The sequence below is a fragment of the Flavobacterium sp. PS2 genome, from assembly GCF_046250155.1.
Classification (GTDB): Bacteria; Bacteroidota; Bacteroidia; order Flavobacteriales; family Flavobacteriaceae; genus Flavobacterium.
Genome location: NZ_CP176426.1, coordinates 946,652 through 964,785, shown reverse-complemented (window position 1 = coordinate 964,785; position 18,134 = coordinate 946,652). Strand labels below are relative to the sequence as shown.

Annotated in this window: 21 protein-coding genes; 6 read left to right on the top strand and 15 right to left on the bottom strand. The window is 31.4% G+C overall.

From position 1 onward, the window contains the following. The first annotated feature begins 152 nt into the window (after nucleotides 1-152). Both ACJ6WR_RS04085 and ACJ6WR_RS04080 read left to right on the top strand, forming a co-directional pair. A complete protein-coding gene (locus ACJ6WR_RS04085; protein ID WP_082001742.1) occupies nucleotides 153-914 on the top strand; it encodes a PKD domain-containing protein in 762 nt (253 codons plus the stop codon). A gap of 470 nt (nucleotides 915-1,384) precedes the next feature. Continuing rightward, the gene (locus ACJ6WR_RS04080; protein WP_409415845.1) at nucleotides 1,385-2,386 is read left to right on the top strand and encodes an IS110 family transposase; all 1,002 of its coding nucleotides are present in this window, start codon (nucleotides 1,385-1,387) and stop codon (nucleotides 2,384-2,386) included. Nucleotides 2,387-2,712: 326 nt separating this feature from the next. Here ACJ6WR_RS04080 and ACJ6WR_RS04075 read toward each other — a convergent pair whose 3' ends face one another. The 5 genes from ACJ6WR_RS04075 to ACJ6WR_RS04055 all read right to left on the bottom strand — a co-directional run bounded on the left by ACJ6WR_RS04075 (nucleotide 2,713) and on the right by ACJ6WR_RS04055 (nucleotide 5,896). After that, a complete protein-coding gene (locus ACJ6WR_RS04075) occupies nucleotides 2,713-2,937 on the bottom strand; it encodes a hypothetical protein (RefSeq protein WP_409417123.1) in 225 nt (74 codons plus the stop codon). 78 nt (nucleotides 2,938-3,015) lie between these two features. Beyond that, entirely contained in the window at nucleotides 3,016-3,528 is a 513-nt protein-coding gene (locus tag ACJ6WR_RS04070; protein ID WP_409417122.1) for a hypothetical protein, read from the bottom strand. 108 nt (nucleotides 3,529-3,636) lie between these two features. Then, nucleotides 3,637-3,897: a hypothetical protein gene (locus ACJ6WR_RS04065; RefSeq protein ID WP_409417121.1), complete on the bottom strand. Its 261-nt coding sequence runs from the start codon at nucleotides 3,895-3,897 to the stop codon at nucleotides 3,637-3,639. Between the two features lie 117 nt (nucleotides 3,898-4,014). After that, nucleotides 4,015-4,920 carry an S-4TM family putative pore-forming effector gene (locus tag ACJ6WR_RS04060; protein WP_409417120.1) on the bottom strand — a complete coding sequence of 302 codons (906 nt, stop codon included), beginning with the start codon at nucleotides 4,918-4,920 and terminating at the stop codon, nucleotides 4,015-4,017. Continuing rightward, nucleotides 4,913-5,896, bottom strand: a complete 984-nt coding sequence (locus ACJ6WR_RS04055; RefSeq protein WP_409417119.1) for an SMODS domain-containing nucleotidyltransferase — start codon at nucleotides 5,894-5,896, stop codon at nucleotides 4,913-4,915. Before ACJ6WR_RS04055 ends, ACJ6WR_RS04060 begins: the two co-directional genes overlap by 8 nt. Nucleotides 5,897-6,332: 436 nt before the next feature. On the opposite strand from ACJ6WR_RS04055, the gene prfA reads away from it, so the two are divergent. Continuing rightward, nucleotides 6,333-7,409 (top strand): peptide chain release factor 1, encoded by a 1,077-nt coding sequence (prfA, locus tag ACJ6WR_RS04050; protein ID WP_039111112.1) that lies wholly within the window; start codon nucleotides 6,333-6,335, stop codon nucleotides 7,407-7,409. A 276-nt stretch (nucleotides 7,410-7,685) separates the two neighbouring features. Here the strand turns inward: prfA and ACJ6WR_RS04045 are convergent, their stop codons facing one another. The 10 genes from ACJ6WR_RS04045 to ACJ6WR_RS04000 all read right to left on the bottom strand — a co-directional run bounded on the left by ACJ6WR_RS04045 (nucleotide 7,686) and on the right by ACJ6WR_RS04000 (nucleotide 14,065). Beyond that, nucleotides 7,686-8,027 (bottom strand): hypothetical protein, encoded by a 342-nt coding sequence (locus ACJ6WR_RS04045; RefSeq protein ID WP_409417118.1) that lies wholly within the window; start codon nucleotides 8,025-8,027, stop codon nucleotides 7,686-7,688. A 32-nt stretch (nucleotides 8,028-8,059) separates the two neighbouring features. Beyond that, nucleotides 8,060-8,413, bottom strand: coding sequence for a hypothetical protein (locus ACJ6WR_RS04040; RefSeq protein WP_039111110.1), 354 nt, complete (start codon nucleotides 8,411-8,413; stop codon nucleotides 8,060-8,062). Between the two features lie 39 nt (nucleotides 8,414-8,452). Then, the gene (locus ACJ6WR_RS04035) at nucleotides 8,453-8,710 is read right to left on the bottom strand and encodes a YtxH domain-containing protein (RefSeq protein WP_086894582.1); all 258 of its coding nucleotides are present in this window, start codon (nucleotides 8,708-8,710) and stop codon (nucleotides 8,453-8,455) included. A 37-nt stretch (nucleotides 8,711-8,747) separates the two neighbouring features. Continuing rightward, nucleotides 8,748-8,900, bottom strand: a complete 153-nt coding sequence (locus tag ACJ6WR_RS04030) for a lmo0937 family membrane protein (protein WP_117590099.1) — start codon at nucleotides 8,898-8,900, stop codon at nucleotides 8,748-8,750. A gap of 38 nt (nucleotides 8,901-8,938) precedes the next feature. After that, nucleotides 8,939-9,592: a porin family protein gene (locus ACJ6WR_RS04025; protein WP_409417117.1), complete on the bottom strand. Its 654-nt coding sequence runs from the start codon at nucleotides 9,590-9,592 to the stop codon at nucleotides 8,939-8,941. A gap of 49 nt (nucleotides 9,593-9,641) precedes the next feature. Then, entirely contained in the window at nucleotides 9,642-10,142 is a 501-nt protein-coding gene (locus ACJ6WR_RS04020) for a DUF4142 domain-containing protein (protein WP_242667443.1), read from the bottom strand. Between the two features lie 202 nt (nucleotides 10,143-10,344). Beyond that, nucleotides 10,345-12,132 (bottom strand): CHASE3 domain-containing protein, encoded by a 1,788-nt coding sequence (locus tag ACJ6WR_RS04015; RefSeq protein WP_039117723.1) that lies wholly within the window; start codon nucleotides 12,130-12,132, stop codon nucleotides 10,345-10,347. A gap of 10 nt (nucleotides 12,133-12,142) precedes the next feature. After that, a complete protein-coding gene (locus ACJ6WR_RS04010) occupies nucleotides 12,143-12,592 on the bottom strand; it encodes a response regulator (protein ID WP_039111106.1) in 450 nt (149 codons plus the stop codon). An 11-nt stretch (nucleotides 12,593-12,603) separates the two neighbouring features. After that, entirely contained in the window at nucleotides 12,604-13,158 is a 555-nt protein-coding gene (locus ACJ6WR_RS04005) for a helix-turn-helix domain-containing protein (RefSeq protein WP_039111105.1), read from the bottom strand. Between the two features lie 433 nt (nucleotides 13,159-13,591). Further along, nucleotides 13,592-14,065, bottom strand: a complete 474-nt coding sequence (locus ACJ6WR_RS04000; protein WP_039111104.1) for a Dps family protein — start codon at nucleotides 14,063-14,065, stop codon at nucleotides 13,592-13,594. A 154-nt stretch (nucleotides 14,066-14,219) separates the two neighbouring features. Here ACJ6WR_RS04000 and pyrF point away from each other — a divergent pair, with 154 nt between their 5' ends. The 3 genes from pyrF to ACJ6WR_RS03985 all read left to right on the top strand — a co-directional run bounded on the left by pyrF (nucleotide 14,220) and on the right by ACJ6WR_RS03985 (nucleotide 17,863). After that, nucleotides 14,220-15,047, top strand: a complete 828-nt coding sequence (gene pyrF / locus ACJ6WR_RS03995) for an orotidine-5'-phosphate decarboxylase (RefSeq protein ID WP_409417116.1) — start codon at nucleotides 14,220-14,222, stop codon at nucleotides 15,045-15,047. A 123-nt stretch (nucleotides 15,048-15,170) separates the two neighbouring features. Further along, nucleotides 15,171-15,968: an ABC transporter substrate-binding protein gene (locus tag ACJ6WR_RS03990; RefSeq protein WP_409417115.1), complete on the top strand. Its 798-nt coding sequence runs from the start codon at nucleotides 15,171-15,173 to the stop codon at nucleotides 15,966-15,968. Between the two features lie 401 nt (nucleotides 15,969-16,369). Next, the gene (locus ACJ6WR_RS03985; protein ID WP_039111101.1) at nucleotides 16,370-17,863 is read left to right on the top strand and encodes a catalase; all 1,494 of its coding nucleotides are present in this window, start codon (nucleotides 16,370-16,372) and stop codon (nucleotides 17,861-17,863) included. Nucleotides 17,864-18,134: the final 271 nt, after the last annotated feature.

The following is an 18,134-nucleotide window of genomic DNA, read 5'->3' as shown; positions in this document are numbered from 1 at the left end:
ATAAAACTGAATAGTTTTGAATTGCATTAAGCAAAGCGATTAAAAGACTTTGTAGAGTGAGTAAATAGCTCTTTATAATAAAAATTGTTTTTTATTATATAAGTTGATTTTATTTTATTTCTTTGTGAGAATACTTATTAAATTAATTAACTATGATGAAAAAAACTTTACAATCAATTACCGCTTTATTTTTTATATTCTTTTTAAGTTGCTCTTCAGACAATGAGATGCCAAAAGAAGAACCAGCAACATTGCCTACTGCTGATTTTTTATTCAAGGCTGAAGTAACGGCACCTAAAACGATATTATTTGAGAATAAATCTACAAACGCAACTAATTATTTATGGGATTTTGGAGATAAAACTACTTCATTAGAAAAAAGCCCAAGTCATTCCTATACTGCTGCTGGTACGTATTTAGTAAAATTAACCGCAACAGGAGCGGGAGGTACGGCTACAACAACAAATACCGTAATTATTGCAGCGCAACCAGTTGCTACTAGTGTTAAAATAACAAAGGTAACGATAGTTAAAATGCCATTTATGGATGCAGATGCTAATAGCTACGATACTGCGTATATTAGATTTCATATTGTTGATAAAGAAACTTATATGGATCAAGTAAGTTCTGAAATTTTTAAAAATATTTCAAAAACACAATTGCCTTTTTCTTGGACTCTAACTGAACCAAAAGTAATTAAGGATCTTTCGTTAGAATATGAATTTTCAATCAGTAAAATTGAAGGATGGTCTGGTAATACAATTGGCGGGAGTATGTTTGCTATAATGAAAGATTATACTACTGGTGTAAATGCATACCCTAAAACAATTACTCTAAATTATGTCCCTAACAACCCAATCCCATTCCTAGAAAGTCAAAATGTTACATTAATATTAGACGTAACTTGGCAATAGAATAGCTTAACGGTTTTCTATTATAAACAAAAGGTTCTTAATTATATTAATTAAGAACCTTTGTTTTTTGAGATTATCCGCGCATCTGTGTACAAATGTAATGACTTTGCTTGAAATTGCTTTGCAACTTCTGCCAGAGGAAGAGATGGAATTATTGGATGATTTGCATAAGATTCATTTGAAGGCTGATGCAGAATAAGCATTCTTGAAAGGCAAATCATTAAAATTTAGAATGTTGTACGAAGCCCGAAGACTTCGCCTTTACTTTGGATTAGATAAAAAACTTTAATTTTATTCAAAGGAAAGCAGAGGTGAACTTTAGACTTCGCTAGTTAAGAACCATGCTGTGCATTAGTCCTCTGCCTTCTCCTTGAATCCCGTTGAATTGCTTCAAATAGAATGATAGACATGACGGTCTAATAAAGGCTCTAAAGAAGTTCAACATTTTTATTCATCTTAAATTCAAAGTTATGAAAAAGTATTTATTTTATGTTGGTATTGATGTATCAAAAGCAAAATTGGATATTAATATTCTTGATTCTTTAACTCTTAAATCAGAGCATTTTATCATAGAAAACAATATTAAGAGTATTTCTATTTTTATTAAAAAACTGGATAGAAAAGTTGATAAAGGATGTACTCTTTTTTGTTGCGAGAACACAGGTGTTTATACCAATCATTTATCAAGTGTTTTAGTGAAACTTAATCTAGATTTATGGATTGTTCCCGCTATTGAAATAAAAAAATCTAAAGGAATTTCAAGAGGAAAAAATGACAAAACTGATGCTAAAGATATTTCTTATTACAGTTATAGAAATATAGATAAATTAAAACTATTCGCTTTCGCAAGCATGGATATTCAGAAATTAAAAATTCTTTATACTGAAAGAGAGAAAATGCTAAAAGCGTTATTACTTCTACAAGCGACTAAGGAAAGTAAAGCTTTCACGGATAAAATAATTTTTAAAGAAGTATCACAAATTAACCAAACTCTTGTCAAATCTATTAAAAATTCCATCCATAAAATTGAGTCAAAAATTAAAGAAGTCATCAAAGCAAACGATCAATTAACTAAGCAAGCTCAACTTATCAAATCGATTCCTGGATTGGGAGAACAAACCAGCGTATATTTGATTATTGCAACAAAAGGATTTACAGCTTTTAAAAACTGGAGACAATTTGCCTGTTATTCTGGTGTTGCGCCTTTTGAACATAGTTCAGGTTCGAGTGTAAAAGGAAGGACAAGAGTAAATCATATGGCAGATAAAAAAATGAAGTCATTATTGCAAATGTGTGCTATGACAACATTAAAATATGATCCACAATTAAAAGAATATTACAAAAAGAAAAAAGCGGAAGGTAAAAACTCAATGTTGGTTTTAAATAATATTAGATGCAAACTTATAAGCAGAGTTTTCGCTGTTATAACTAGAGAAACTCCCTATATAAATACTTATAAATTTGCATCTTGAATTTTAACTCTTTTTACTTGTTTTTCATCATAGAATGCACAGCTATTCCGATATTTATAAAAGGAATTCTTCGCAGTGCAAGAGCTATTTAGAAGGTCTTGGTGCTGAGGGTCTAGAAGGGGAACTTGGAGGGTTGTTTCCTCTTCCTGGTCCTGATGGGTTTCCTGTTGTACTTGGTCCGTTGGGTGGTCTTTGATTACTCATAGTTATAAAATTTTTAAAAGTTAAATATTCAGTATTGTTATTTTATAATGTATCTCACTGTTGTGGGTACGGATTGGAAATCCGCGCTATCGAACGTGAAGATATACACGTGCCATCTGAGTTTATTGAATATATTTTAAATATTCATCTCTAGTTGTAAAATATAGAATATCTAAAACTTTTACACTCTTTACATTGTCTAGATTTACTTTTAAGTATTCAACTACCGAATTAGTATTTATTGATGTAAATCCTAGCGAAAGCTCATGAAGAGTAGGTCTTCTAATTTCAGTTCTATTATCATTATAGACCACTTCACATTCAATAATACATGCTATTTCTTTCATATGATTATATCTGTATTTTTATGTTTATATCTATCCGGATGACACATGTTTTTAATTGGTGCCATAAAGATTTGTTTTTTACTTAAGATTATTGTTGTGTCTCATTGTTACGGCACAGAGGCTGGGAACACTTCCGAGAACGGTAATAATATTTTTTTTTAAACACTCTGTTTTATTGATGTTTGATTTGTTATTAAGTTGTGAAGAATCTTTGGATAAAGATATTATTAAGGCAAGAATTGAAATAAAAATAGGAATTAACCAAGCGATTCTTTGTAATGTTTGGTTTATTGATTTTTCATTAATTTCTTTGTTAAAGCTTTTAGTTTTAATTTTCATATATCCTTCAAAACTTATAAAAATTTTTCCATCGGATTGATTTATAAAAACGAAATTTTGCTTTACTAGATACTCAATGGCAAATTGTAAATCTATTAAAAGATCGGGACTAAATTTAATATTTCCTGACATTCCAAAAAGATCAATTGGAGTTATTTTATTTTGAATATCTTGTGTTGAAAATGATTTTCCGAAATCTTCAGCGAGAATATTTAATATTTTATCTAAGTATTTGGCTGGTTTTTCAATCATAATATGAAGTTTTTAGAATTTTATGAGATAATTTTTGTTAGTATAATTATGTGAATCATTCAATATTCATTCTATTTAATGCGAAGATATATCTGTGTCTTCTGGCTATTATTTGGAATCATTGTTTAACTTGTTTATAATTAATTCGAATCTTTCGCGATTGTCTTTTAAAATATCTCCCTTTATAGTTATTAAATCTTTTTTTAAATTATTTAGTTCTGAAAATAAACTTTTAGCAATTAAGTCTTGATAGTCTAAAATCAATTTAGTGTGTATGTCTAGTTCTGTGACTTCTGAATTTTGATTAAAAACAGCAATAAATTGTGCTCTAGTTGTGATTAAATGTTGGTCAAATTGGTCAATTGTCATAATTTAGTTTTTAAAGGTTTTGTGTTTTTGATGATATATTTATGTTTTAGTTTTTCAATGCAACTTATTTTGATTAATCGTTTTCCTATACTTATACTTAGTATTTAAAAAATAAATTTAGCTTAACTCGATAATTTTATTTTTAACAGAATAGTTCATTTGATCTTCTAATTCACCCCACAATAAATTATAAATAAAATTAGGAATTAAAGGACTTAGTATTCTGTTTTGATATATTCTATCTTGTATTTTTCGTAGCTCATCAATTTCTATTGAATCATTTATAGAAGAGGAATTTAATTTGTCTTCTATAATTTCTCTTAATTTTTGTAAGTTATCTACAGTTTCTAAATTTGTTTTATATTCTTTATATGTAAATATAAAAAGTGGCATCGATGGAGAAATTACTTCTATTAGGAATTTTTTTAAAGTAAAACCACTAGAAGTTGCAAATATCAATAAAATAAGGAATGTTAATATAGATATTGAAACTAGGAGAATACTATATTTTTTTTTGATATTTTGGTCGTAACAAATATTCATTCTTTGACAAAATAGAATTGCTATATTAGTTTGAATATTGTTAATTTCTTTTGAATACCAATCAGTCACTTTATTAACTTTTTCAGGTACCAATTTGTCTTTTTTTGAGTATTTCCTAATAATGTTTAAATCAATAAAGGTTGTATTTAATAGTTCATTTTCTGGAAGTAAGTATACTGAAGTATCAAAATCTTCTTGAATGGATGCGGCAGTTTTTTTACATCTGTCAATGTATATTTCTAAAATCTTTTCTCCGATAATTACAACTACTGTGTAAATAACATAAATCCAATTTTTGTCATCAATTTTAAGAGTTGTGAAATTTGTAAAAAAAGAAATTAGAATTGGGACTAAAACTGTAATGGCAATTAATAGATAGTTTGTTTGTTTTGCATTTGAGTATAATCTTCTTTGAGCAAGAAGTTTATCAATATTTATATCTAAATTTTGATTGTTTAATATTTCTTGACCTTTATTCATAAGAAGGGAATTTGTTTCCGAAAATTTCTCTCCATTTATTTATAGATTTTTCTTGATTTTTTTCAGTTGTTTCAAAATATATAGCTTCTTTTGATCTATCAAATGCCCAAGCTGCTTTTTGAGAAATTGACTGTCTCTCTAAATATGTAAGATTATTTAAATTTCCTTGAATACCTTTAGGATCATTAACTGTATAATGAATATTTGTAGATAAATAATTGAAAAAATCCTTTATGTTAAAGTCAATCCATTGGTTCAATTCATTTTTTGAATTAATAAAATTCAATATTATTTGTTCGTATAAATATGACGAAATTGTATAAGATGAATTATGTCTGTTCCAATATTTCAGAATTCTAATTAATTGTAAAGCCTTTCCATCACAATTTTGATTTGTTGTACTTACTAAATTTTGATCAATTCTAGGATCAGTTGCTTTCCAATTTCCATTTGTATCAGGTATCAAATATAACTCAGTATCAGTATAAAAACATGGTACAATGTCAAAAACCCATTCATAAGATTGTAGATTTAGTGTAACTGCTTCACCTTTGCTATGCAAATCAGCTTCGTTATAATGCGGAATGTTTGAAAGAGAAGTCTTAAGTTTATTAACTATTCTTTTTGAATTTAAGATGCCATTATCTGATAAGTTTTTTAGCCTTTGTCCCGCATTTGGTGTGTAAATAGTGTAAACATTTTGATTTTTTAAATAGGTAGCTCCATCTCCTGTCATGCAAAACATAATATCAACATCATCGAGTTCTCGAATTTTAGTTTTTCTAGCAAATGAACCGTATTTTATATTTTTCTCTTCATATTTAAAAGGAAAATTTAAATCTTCTTTTCCATCTAAATTATTTAATTGACTAAATAGCCAATCGCGACTAGAGATTGCTTTGTTGGTTCTCGTGGGATCGAGGTTAACAGTATTTGTATTAAATTCATTAAATGCACTATTTACATAAGTTGCCATGAGAATTATTATTTAGTTTTATAATTTTGTTCCATTCTATAAATCATATTGATAATTAAGTTTTTATAAAAAACAAACATCGCTTTTAATTTAAATTTACCACCAAGTAAAAACACCTGATTTTTATGAAAAGATTATCTATCAATTATTTAAAATAATTTTCACCAAAACTAATTCCATTTAAAACAACTATTTTACTGAAAACCGTAAACGCTCTTTCTATTGCAAAATACCTAGCCCTGATAGAAGTAAAAATCCTTTTGTGAAGCTTTAGCGGAACAAAAGATTGCAACGGATAGCAGGAAAGAGCTCCTAAAAAAGACCATAAGCAAGCTAAAATTCATCATGAATTTGTGGTTAAAAAACTCAGAACTTTAATGATAGAATTTTAAACAAAAATTTTGTAATTTTGCAGTCCAAATAAAGGACTTATAAAATGTTAGATAGACTTCAAATAGTAAAACAACGTTTCGACGAGATTTCGGATTTAATCATCCAACCGGATGTTATTGCGGATCAGAAACGTTATGTGCAATTGAATCAAGAGTACAAGAACTTAAAAGCATTGGCCGAAAAACGCGACGAATACGTGCTTTTGATGGCAAATATAGAAGAGGCAAACGAAATTATTGCAGACGGTAGCGATGCCGATATGACCGAAATGGCCAAAATGCAATTAGACGAAGCTAAGGATAGATTACCAGAACTGGAGGAAGAAATTAAGTTTATGTTGATTCCTAAGGATCCTGAAGATGCCAAAAACGTAATGGTAGAGATTCGTGCTGGTACGGGTGGAGATGAGGCAAGTATTTTTGCTGGAGATCTTTTCCGTATGTACACTAAATATTGCGAAAACCGTGGTTGGAGAACTTCGGTTGTAGATATGAACGAGGGTACATCAGGAGGATTTAAAGAGGTTATCTTTGAGGTTACTGGTGAGGATGTTTACGGAACATTGAAGTTTGAAGCTGGTGTGCACCGTGTACAACGTGTTCCTCAGACAGAAACTCAAGGTCGTGTGCATACATCGGCAGCTACGGTTATGGTACTACCAGAAGCCGAAGAGTTTGATGTACAAATTGATATGAACGATGTACGTGTTGACTTTTTCTGTTCGTCAGGACCTGGAGGACAATCGGTTAATACAACTAAATCGGCTGTGCGTTTAACGCATATTCCAACTGGTTTGGTGGCTCAATGTCAGGATCAGAAATCACAACACAAGAATAAAGATAAAGCGTTAAACGTATTACGTTCTCGTTTATACGAACAAGAATTAGCCAAAAAAGAAGCTGAGGATGCTACTAAGCGTACTTCGCAAGTAAGTTCTGGTGACCGTTCGGCTAAGATTCGTACGTATAACTATGCGCAAGGTCGTGTAACCGATCACCGTGTAGGTCTTACTTTATACGATTTGGGTAATATCATGAATGGTGATATCCAAAAGATTGTAGATGAATTACAATTGGTAAATAATACGGAGAAATTAAAAGAAGCTTCGGAAGTTTTCTAAAAAAAAGGTACTGAGGTACTAAGTTTCTAAGATATGAAAAAGCCGAATTACTTTGTAATTCGGCTTTTTTTTTGGTGGTATTTTTTCTTTAAGGTTCTGAGGTACTAAGGTTCTGAGGTGCAAAGGTTTTTTAAGAAGGTTCAAAGGTGCTGAGTTGCAAAGGCTCAAAGGTTTTTTAAAAAGGTTCTATCCCGAAGCTTCGGGACTGAGTTGCAAAGATCGAAAGCTTTGCGACCTTTGCGGTAAAAAAAACTTTACGGTAAAAAAACTTTGCGTTTAATCTTTATTATGTGCAGCGGTTTTTCTCGAAATAAAATTAGTTACTACTAACTGAAAAATCGAGCCAAAGAATTTTGTAACCTTATTATGTGTGGTTCCTACCAATATGCGTTTGGATAAATATCCTGCGCCAATACTAAAGATAGATTGAAGTAAATTACTTTTTATATCGATACCGCTATTAATTTCCTCTAAGGTATCTTTTATTATATTCAGTGGTTTTAAATGCTCTTTTAGGTCATGAAATTTATCTTTTAAATCAATCCATTCGGCTTCTTGCTGATTTTTTAATTGCAAAATCATCTGATTTAAATCATCGGTTGCGTTATTGGTTTTCATGATGAATTGTTTTAAAATTAATTTCAAATCATTTAACTCCTGTTTTTTAATAAAAGCGAAATTATGATGTTTCCTATAGGTTTCTTAATCCATTTATTCTGATTTTTATACAGTACGATTGCAAGAATTAAATAAGCAAATGCTAGTACAAAAAAGCCATAATAATATTCGCCAAGGAGTTGGCCAATTAATAAACTAAGTCCAATGTTGAGGAATAAACTAAAAAAAACAACAACAACAGCAACAATAATTTGTGATGTTAGGGATGATAGTACATCGGCGGATACAGATACCGATTTAAGTTTGAAAAGTTCAAAGCTTGTTTTGGTATAGTTTTCGGCCTTATCAAAAAGTGTATCTGTTGTTGTTGTCGTTTTAGTTTCCATCTGATTGTGTTTGCTTATTAAATAAAATCACACTTCTTCTTAATTAGTTACGTGCTCAATTCCGTCGCTTACTTCGGTTTTTGCACTATTGTATTTGGCTTTTCCTTGATTCATAAGGTCTTTTCCAGTACTTACGATATTATCTAATTTGCCTTTAAATTCGTCTTTGTAATCTTTGCTTTTGTCAGCTATTTTTTGTCTCGTTTTTGATCCTTTATCTGGTGCAAACAATACTCCTAATAATGCTCCTGCTGCTGCAGCTCCGATAATTCCTAAAATGGTGTTACTAGTTTTCATAATATTTGTATTTAATGTTTAATAATATAACTTGTTTCTAAACTTCTTTACCTTTAATTAATCTGAACAATACGGCGATAATTGCAATAACCAATAAAATATGAATAATACTTCCCAGGCTATAAACAAAGAATCCCAGTGCCCACATAATGACTAAAATAACGGCGATGGTGTATAATAAATTCGACATGGCATATATATTTAAGGGTTAATAATTATTAAGAATGCTTAGTTTAATTTATACGCAAGGTATAAGCTTAAATTGCTATTCTTGGCATCTGGAAAAGTGTAGTTGGTTCCTAAGAAACTGCGTTCTTTTCCTACGGTTGTTAATCCGTAATTATAACGTAATCCTATGCTAAGCGGGTCAAAGTCGACACCGACACCTGCTGATAATCCAGCATCAAATCGATTAAAATCATCGGCATTGATGTTTTCTTCAAAGTCAAAAGCTGTACCAGCACTAGATTCGTTGGTAACTTTTCCGTCTACCAGATAAGAGGCGTAGCCCCCTACATGTACATTGAAGTTTTGTGTTACTTTAAATTTTACTAATAAGGGAACTTCGATATAGTTAAGTCTAAAACGACCTACACCGCTTACGAAATCACTATTGTATTCTAGCTCTGCACCCTTGGTAGTGTATAATATTTCGGGTTGTATGAAGATATTATCTGCAATAGGAAATGCAGCATAAACTCCGACATTAAAACCATATATGGCATTTTTGTCATCGACTTCTCCAGAATAAAGATTAGACATATTTGCTCCTCCTTTTATCCCGAATTCGGCATTTACAGGAGTGTTTTGGGCTTGTAATACTCCAAAAGAAGCTGAAATAAATAATGTCACGGCATGTAATAATTGGGCTTTGTTTTTCATAGTTTTAAAATTTTAGGGCTTATAAATTACGTTGTTGCTATTTAAATAATCATGATTCTTTTTTTATCGCTTTTGCTGTGTCCAGAAAGCGGTATTGTGTTGGCAAATATTTAATCGATAATTTTATTATATCAGTATCATTGGTTTCTCTTGTTATCGATTTTAATAATTCAATCTGATCGCTTATAGATTCGATTATTAAATCTATGTATGCTTTATCAAAATCGGCCTTGGTTGCATCAATCAATGAATATAAATCGTTATTAGTTTCCTTTTCGTCGGTGTTTATAATAATGATTAGCTTTTGGTTGGCCATTCTGGCTATTTCATGAAGCAATTCATTCTGATTGGTTTCTATTTCACTGCTTAATTTTTTTATTTTACCCTCTTGACATTTCTGCTGTGCGATTTGGCTTTTTGATATTATAGCTTTACTAATATTAGCTGTAGCTATTAAAAAATAAGCATCAATTTCTTCTGAAGCCGTTTTGCTAAAAACTTCATTATCTGATGTTTTTTCAAGCGCTTCGTTTTTTTTGCATGAAAGCATTGTCGTCAGAATTAAAAAGACAAAAATTGCTCTAACAAGCAAAAATTTAGAGGGGAACAGTGGGTTAATTTTCACTTCATAAAAGTTTATATTACAAAGTTGCAACCTAAATACAATTAATACTTTACAGCATAAAAAAGAATCGTTATATAATTCCCATAATATGAATTATATAACGATAAAAGTTAGTTTTTTGAGAGGATTATTCGGGTAGAAAAATGGTAAAAATAGATCCTTTGCCCGGTGTACTATCGGCAATGATATGACCTTTATGGTTTTCGACTATTTTTTTGCAAATAGCCAGACCTATTCCAGTTCCAGGATATTGATCTGTTTTAGAATGTAAACGCTGAAACAATACAAAAATGGTTTCTTTAAACTGAGGGTCAAATCCCATCCCGTTATCGGTAAACGTAATTTTGTAATATTTTTTTATAGATTGTTCTAGCAAATCAGGAAATTCTGTGGCAAGAATTTTGGCACACGAGATATTGATTTTTGGTAAAACATCTGGTTGGTCATACTTTAAAGAATTGCTAATTAGATTAATAAATAACTGTTCTATTTGGTACGGAATAACATGTAGTTTTGGTAGTTTATCCGATAATATAATGGCGTTTTTCTCCTGAAGTACTTCAGTGAATTCTAGTTTTACTTTTTCGAGTAAGTCGTTTAAATTCGTTTTTAAGAATTCTTTCTTGGTAGTATTAGTTCTGGAGAACAACAATAAATCATCGATTAAAATACGCATTCTTTTAGCAGATACTCCAATCTTGTTGATGTATTCTCGTCCGCTTTCAGACAAAGCGGCTTTGTCGTTATCCGAAAATCTCGAAATAAAAGTTTGGATTTTACGAAGTGGTTCTTGCAAATCGTGACTCGCCACATGGTTAAAGGATGCTAGTTCCTTATTCGTTTTCTCTAACTCTTTATTACGTTCGTAAATTGCAATATTCTGAAAATGTTCTTCGGTAATGTCAAACGTTATTCCTAACATGATTTTACTTCCTTGCTCGTCTATTAAAAGTTTACCAATAGACTTAAAGTATCTGATATCGCCGTTTTTTCGAATAATTCTATAGTATATAAGCGGAAGTTGTTTATTCTCGATAATCCCCTGCATTAGGTTTGAGAAAGCTTCTTTATCTTCGGGATGTACAAAATCCAGAAAGGTATCTTTTTCTGGAACAAAATAGTTTGGCGGGTAGCCTAATAAGCGATATTGATTATCAGAGTAAACCATTTTATCGGTTCCTAAATCCCATTGCCAAGTGCTAAAAGCTCCAATTATTTCGGACTCAGCCATTAGTTTGCTAGAAATTAATAGCTTTTTGTTAAATACACGCAAGCGATCAATATCATTACTAATTTGTCTGTACGAAAGTAAAATAAGCGAAAGCGCTACCAGAAATAAGGATATGGTAAAGACAGGAGTTAATGAAATCTCGCTTTGGTATATTTTTTGTCTTTTTTGTAAGATGTCTTTTTCAAAATCATTCATTTCATCTATCTGAAAGCGAATGTTTTCCATTACTATTCTTCCTCCAAACATACAGTTATCGAGTTTCCTTTTGTCATAGGTTTTTTCGTTGCTGTATTTTAATGAACCTTCAAGATAGGTATAACGCTGGATGATTAAATCGAATAGATTTTTAAGATTTTTTTGTTGCTTAGGATTGTCTGCCGTTAATTTTCTAAGTGCGATAAAGGATCGATTTACTTTATCGCGAGAAAATAGGTAAGGAGCAAGAAAACGGCTATTTTTGGTTATTATATAACCTCTTTGTCCCGTTTCTGCATCTTTTACAAACGAAAGTAGTCGCTCTAATTGAATGTTTATTTCATAGGTATGCATCATTAACTTGCTAGAATTCTGCAAGTCACGATTGTGTTGATAGGATACCGATGAAATAAACAATAAAATAAATATCGATATTGCAAAAATAATCCTCAGCGCACGTGGGGAATTAAAATTGGGTATCAATTTCATCCGATTTTAATTATTTTAAGCGTAACAAAAATGTATCACGGTTTAAACCAGAAGTGTGATAATGCCAATTTAAAGTTACAACTTCATTAATAATCTTTTTTAGAGCATTAAAATTGCTTGGTTTTTTAATGTAAATATTTGCTCCTTGTATAAAAGTATCTTCAATATCTTCCTCTGATGAAGAAGTAGAGTAGATAGCAATTATAAGGTGTTTTAAATGATCTGTTTTTTTTATTTCCATCAAGCATTCTTTACCTGTTTTTTTAGGCATATTTAAATCCAGAAATAAAATATCGGGTAATATGGTATCAGGATGCATTAAATGCTCCATCAACTCTATTCCGTCATGAGCAAATTGTACTTGTGTCTGTATTTTTACTTCTTCAAAGGCGTCTTTGAAAAAAAGGCGATCATCTTCATCATCATCTGCCAGTAAAATATGTAATGCGTTTTTTTGCATTTATAAATTCTTTATTTTAGGTTTTCGCGTCGTTTTTTTATGATTCTCTGAAAGGCCGAAGGAGTGATTCCTGTTGTGTTCTTAAATTGTGTGCTTAAATGCGCAACGCTAGAGTAATTGAGTAAAAATGCAATTTCGGTCAAGCTCATTTCATTTATAATAATGAGATGTTTGGCTCGTTCAATTTTTTGTAAAATGATAAAATTCTCAATAGACGAATAAGTAACTTCCGAAAATACGTTTGATAAGTATCCGTAACTATGATTTAATTTTTCGGCTAGATAAACTGAACTTTTTAAGTTGTTCCCGTTTTCATCCATAAAAACCATTTCTATAATAGCATCTTTTATTTTTTGTACTAAAACACTCTTCTGATTCTCTACAATTTCTAACCCAAAAGGCTCTAACTCATTCTTCATGCTATCCAATTCTTCGGATGTTAGGTTTTTGTCCAATTCAATTTCTCCAAAACCCAACGGTGTATAATTTATTTGGCGTTCGCCTAATTTCTGTTTCAGAAATTGGGTGCAAACTGTATTAATGTCAAACTTAATAAATAACTTCATCGTTTAAAAAATATTGCTAAAGATAGATAAAAAAATATTGCTAAGTAGTAATAAAATGAGCAGTAAAGTAAGTGTAGGGGAGTGATTGTTATTATTTTAGTAATTAACAAAAAAATACCGCCTAATATAAAATTAGACGGTACTAACTGAGTTAAAAAGAATTTACAAATCAGATTGATTTGATTCTCTACTTTTTTTGATTTCCCTAATTTTTGCTGAAGTCTTAAATAATAATTTCGACTTCCTCACTTCAGCAAACATCAAATCATCATCTGAAAATGTAGTGCGTAATATTTCAACTTTTCTTTATAACCCGTTTTCTTTATTTTATTTACACTTCGAAAAGTATAGTATGTAAATGTACAAAATATTGAGAGTTAAATAGTTATATTAAAATGGGTATTTGTTGCAGAATTCCCATTTTAGTAAAAATTTAACTTAGATAACGTCTTAATATCCAGGACATTTTTTCGTGTTGTTCTAATAAGCCAGTGATAAAATCGGCAGAACCAATATCATGATTTTCATTTTCGAAAGCAGGAATGTATTTTCTAAATTCTGTAATAACCTGTTCGTGATTTTCTAATAACTCACTTAGCATTTCTTTTTGCGACGGATACTTATTAGGAAACTCTTTTAATGTCGAGTTACCAATAAATTCTGTCATGGTTCCGATTGTTTTTTCGCCAAGCTGATTAATTCTTTCAGCTACTTCATCAATGATAGTTTCTAATACGCCATATTGGTCTTCAAATAGTTTATGTAACTCCATAAAACTGTTTCCAGATATATTCCAATGAAATTTTCTTGTTTTTACATATAAGATCATTTCATTTGATAAAATTGAGGTTAAGATGTCGGCACTTTTCTTTAAATCTTTTGGAGCTATTCCTATATTGGGTTTCATGTAATTTACTTTAAACGTTGTTTTCCAAATTTAGTTTTAACAACAGCTTGACTTGTTACACAATTACTGCTCTGTTTTATAAGAATTCTATGTTTGCCGAAATTCGAATACCAATAATATTATTTGTAATTTTGCCGCACTAGCAAATTACAATATGACAACACAACAACTACACGAACAAATTCTTCAAAAAAAATCATTTTTATGCATCGGTTTAGATGTCGATTTAACCAAAATCCCACAACATCTTCTAGAAACCGAAGACCCAATTTTCGAATTCAATAAAGCAATAATTGATGCGACACACGATTTGGCAATTGCTTACAAACCCAATACAGCTTTTTATGAAGCTTACGGAATAAAAGGTTGGTTGTCGCTGCAAAAAACGATTAACTATATCAATGAGAAACATCCTGATATTTTTACAATTGCCGATGCCAAACGTGGTGATATTGGTAATACATCGAGCATGTATGCCAAAGCTTTCTTTGAGGATTTAAATTTTGATAGTGTAACAGTTGCACCTTATATGGGGAAAGATTCAGTAGAGCCTTTCTTAGCTTTCGAAAATAAGCACACTATAATGTTGGCGTTAACATCTAATGAAGGCGCATTCGATTTCCAGACTTTAATTACCAATGGTACCGAATTATACAAACAAGTTCTGGAAACTTCTAAAACATGGAAAAATAGCGAAAACCTAATGTATGTTGTTGGAGCTACCAAAGCCGAATATTTTACTGAGATTCGTAAGATTGTACCCGATAGTTTTTTATTGGTTCCAGGAGTTGGCGCTCAAGGCGGAAACTTAGCAGAAGTATGTAAATACGGAATGAATGATAAAGTAGGATTACTTATTAATTCTTCTCGTGCTATTATTTATGCTTCTAAAGGAACAGATTTTGCCGATAAAGCAAGAGAAGAAGCTTTGAAAGTACAACAAGAAATGGAAGAGATTATGAGTTCAACGTTCAACGTTTAAAGTTTAAAGTTGCTGCACGCTTAAAAAAAATAACCGCAAAGGTCACAAAGATTTACGCAAAGAACACTAAGCTTGGCGAACTTTGCGTAAATCTTTGTGTTCTTTGCGGTAAAAAAATAACAAATGAAAACCCTAATAGACCAAATCGGTACTTCACATTCTTTCGGAACTGCACCAAAACGAATTATTTCGCTTGTTCCTTCGCAAACCGAATTACTTTATGATTTAGGTCTCGAAGATAAAATAATCGGAATAACCAAATTCTGTGTTCACCCATATCATTTTAAATCAACAAAGAAAATGGTTGGCGGAACGAAGAAAGTGCATTATGAGAAAATCCGATTATTGAATCCAGATATTATCATTTGTAATAAAGAAGAAAACACAAAGGAAATTGTCGAAAAATTATCAGAGATATGCCCAGTTTGGGTTACTAATATTTTGACTATCGAAGATAATTTCCAAATGATTACCGATTTCGGACAATTGTTTAATTGCCGTACCGAAGCTCAAAAGTGGAACGATAAATTAGCTTTTGGGTTGAAGGATTTTAAATCCTATATAAAAGACAAGCCGTTTAAAAAAGCAGCTTATTTTATCTGGAAAAATCCTTTTATGGTTGCAGGTTCAGATAATTATATCAATGAGCTACTCAAGCTCAATCACTTTACAAATATATACCTTGATAAAGGACGTTATCCTGAAATAGAAATTAAGAAAATGCGTTTAGAGGGCGATCCAGATGTAGTTTTATTATCCTCAGAACCTTATCCTTTTAAAGAAGAAGATGCATTCGAGATTGGTCGATTTACACATCATGCCAAAACTGTTTTTGTCGATGGCGAAATGTTTTCTTGGTATGGAACCCGTTTGCTAAAAGCATTCTCCTATTTTAAGCAAATGCACGAACGCTTGCAATAATATTTTTTTATAGAGAATTTCCATTAAAACAAAAGTGCTCCTATAAGTGTCAATAGGAAGAATTGGTTTTTGCATGCTTTAAAATGTAGGAAATTATAATGCAAAAAAAAGCCGACATCTAACAGATGCCGGCAATCATTTAACTAACCAAAACCAAAATAATAAATAACCAGTTTATTACATTGCAAAGATCAGACATAAGCCAATGTTATCCTGTTAAGGTTTTGTTATTACTTTGTTGTACATAAGTTAACTTTTTTTTGATTACTTTTAGGTAAATTAAAAATGTACTAATTTAAAACTTTTCAATAGTTTGTAGTTATCAGAATATAAAAACAATCAATTTTGTTTATATATGCAAGTACGTTACCTTTGAATATAATCATTAAAATTTGTTACTTATGGAATCGAATGACAAACTTACCACGGCAACAGGAACGCCTGTACCAGACAATCAGAACATAATGACTGCAGGACCTCGTGGTCCGGTATTATTGCAGGATTTTTGGTTTTTAGAAAAAATGGCACATTTTGACCGAGAGGTAATTCCCGAAAGAAGAATGCACGCCAAAGGATCTGCAGCCTACGGAACATTTACCGTAACTCATGACATTACTAAATATACTAAAGCAGACATTTTTTCGGAAATTGGGAAAAAAACAGACATGTTTGTTCGTTTTTCTACAGTTGCTGGCGAAAGAGGTGCTGCTGATGCAGAAAGAGATATACGTGGTTTTGCCATGAAGTTCTACACCAATCAAGGAAATTGGGATTTAGTAGGAAACAATACGCCAGTATTCTTTTTCCGTGATCCAATGAAATTTCCTGATTTAAATCACGCCGTAAAACGTGACCCACAAACCAATTTAAGAAGCGCAGATAACAATTGGGATTTCTGGACATTACTTCCAGAAGCACTACATCAGGTAACAATTGTAATGAGTGATAGAGGTATTCCTAAATCGTACCGTCAGATGCACGGATTCGGAAGCCACACTTTTAGTTTTATCAATGATAAAAACGAAAGACACTGGGTTAAGTTTCACTTTGTAACACAACAAGGAATCGAAAACTTATCTGATGAAGAAGCTGCAAAATTAGTTGGAGCCGACAGAGAAAGCCACCAAAGAGATTTATTTGATGCTATCGAAAGAAAAGATTTTCCAAAATGGAAATTGTCTGTGCAAATCATGACCGAGGAGCAAGCGAAAACCTATAAATATCATCCGTTTGATTTAACCAAAGTTTGGTTAAAAGGAGATTTTCCACTTATTCCAGTTGGAGAATTTGAATTAAACAGAAACCCAGATAACTATTTTGCCGAAGTAGAGCAAGCAGCTTTTAATCCAGCCAATATAGTTCCGGGAATCGGATATTCTCCAGACAAAATGTTGCAAGCACGTTTATTCTCTTACGGAGATGCACACCGTTACCGTTTAGGAGTTAATAATGCTCAGATTCCTGTAAATGCAGCAAAATGTCCAGTAAATAGTTTCCACAGAGATGGCGCAATGCGTGTAGATGGAAACTACGGAAGCAAAAAACATTATGAGCCAAATAGTTTTGGCAAATGGCAAGAACAACCAGAATTTAAAGAACCACCTTTATCAATTCACGGAGATGCGTATGCTCACAACTTTAGAGAAGATGATAATGATTATTTCTCTCAACCAGGAAAACTATTCCGCTTAATGACCGATGATAAAAAGCAATTTTTATTCAAGAATACTGCTGCACAAGTAGGAGGAGCGCAAAAGTTTATTCAGGTAAGACATATTCGTAATTGCTTTAAAGCCGATCCAGCTTATGGAGAAGGTGTTGCAAATGCATTAGGAATGACAATGGATGAAGTAAATAATTTTAGTGATCCAAGATTATTAATAGAAGTTAAATAAGCTTCTTTAAGTTGCAAAGGTTCAGAGTTACAAAGGTTCAAAGAGCTTTAAAGAACGCTTAATCTTAGATTTTAAATAAAAAACCCGTCAGATTTTTAAAATCTGGCGGGTTTTTCGTTTTAAAGGTACTGAGGTTCTAAGTTACAAAGGTTTTTTTTTAAAAGGTACTAAGGTACTAAGGTTCTAAGGTTCTAAGTTACAAAGGTTCAAAGGTTTTTAAAAAGGGACTATCCCGAAGCTTCGGGACTAAGTTACAAAGGTTCAGAGAATT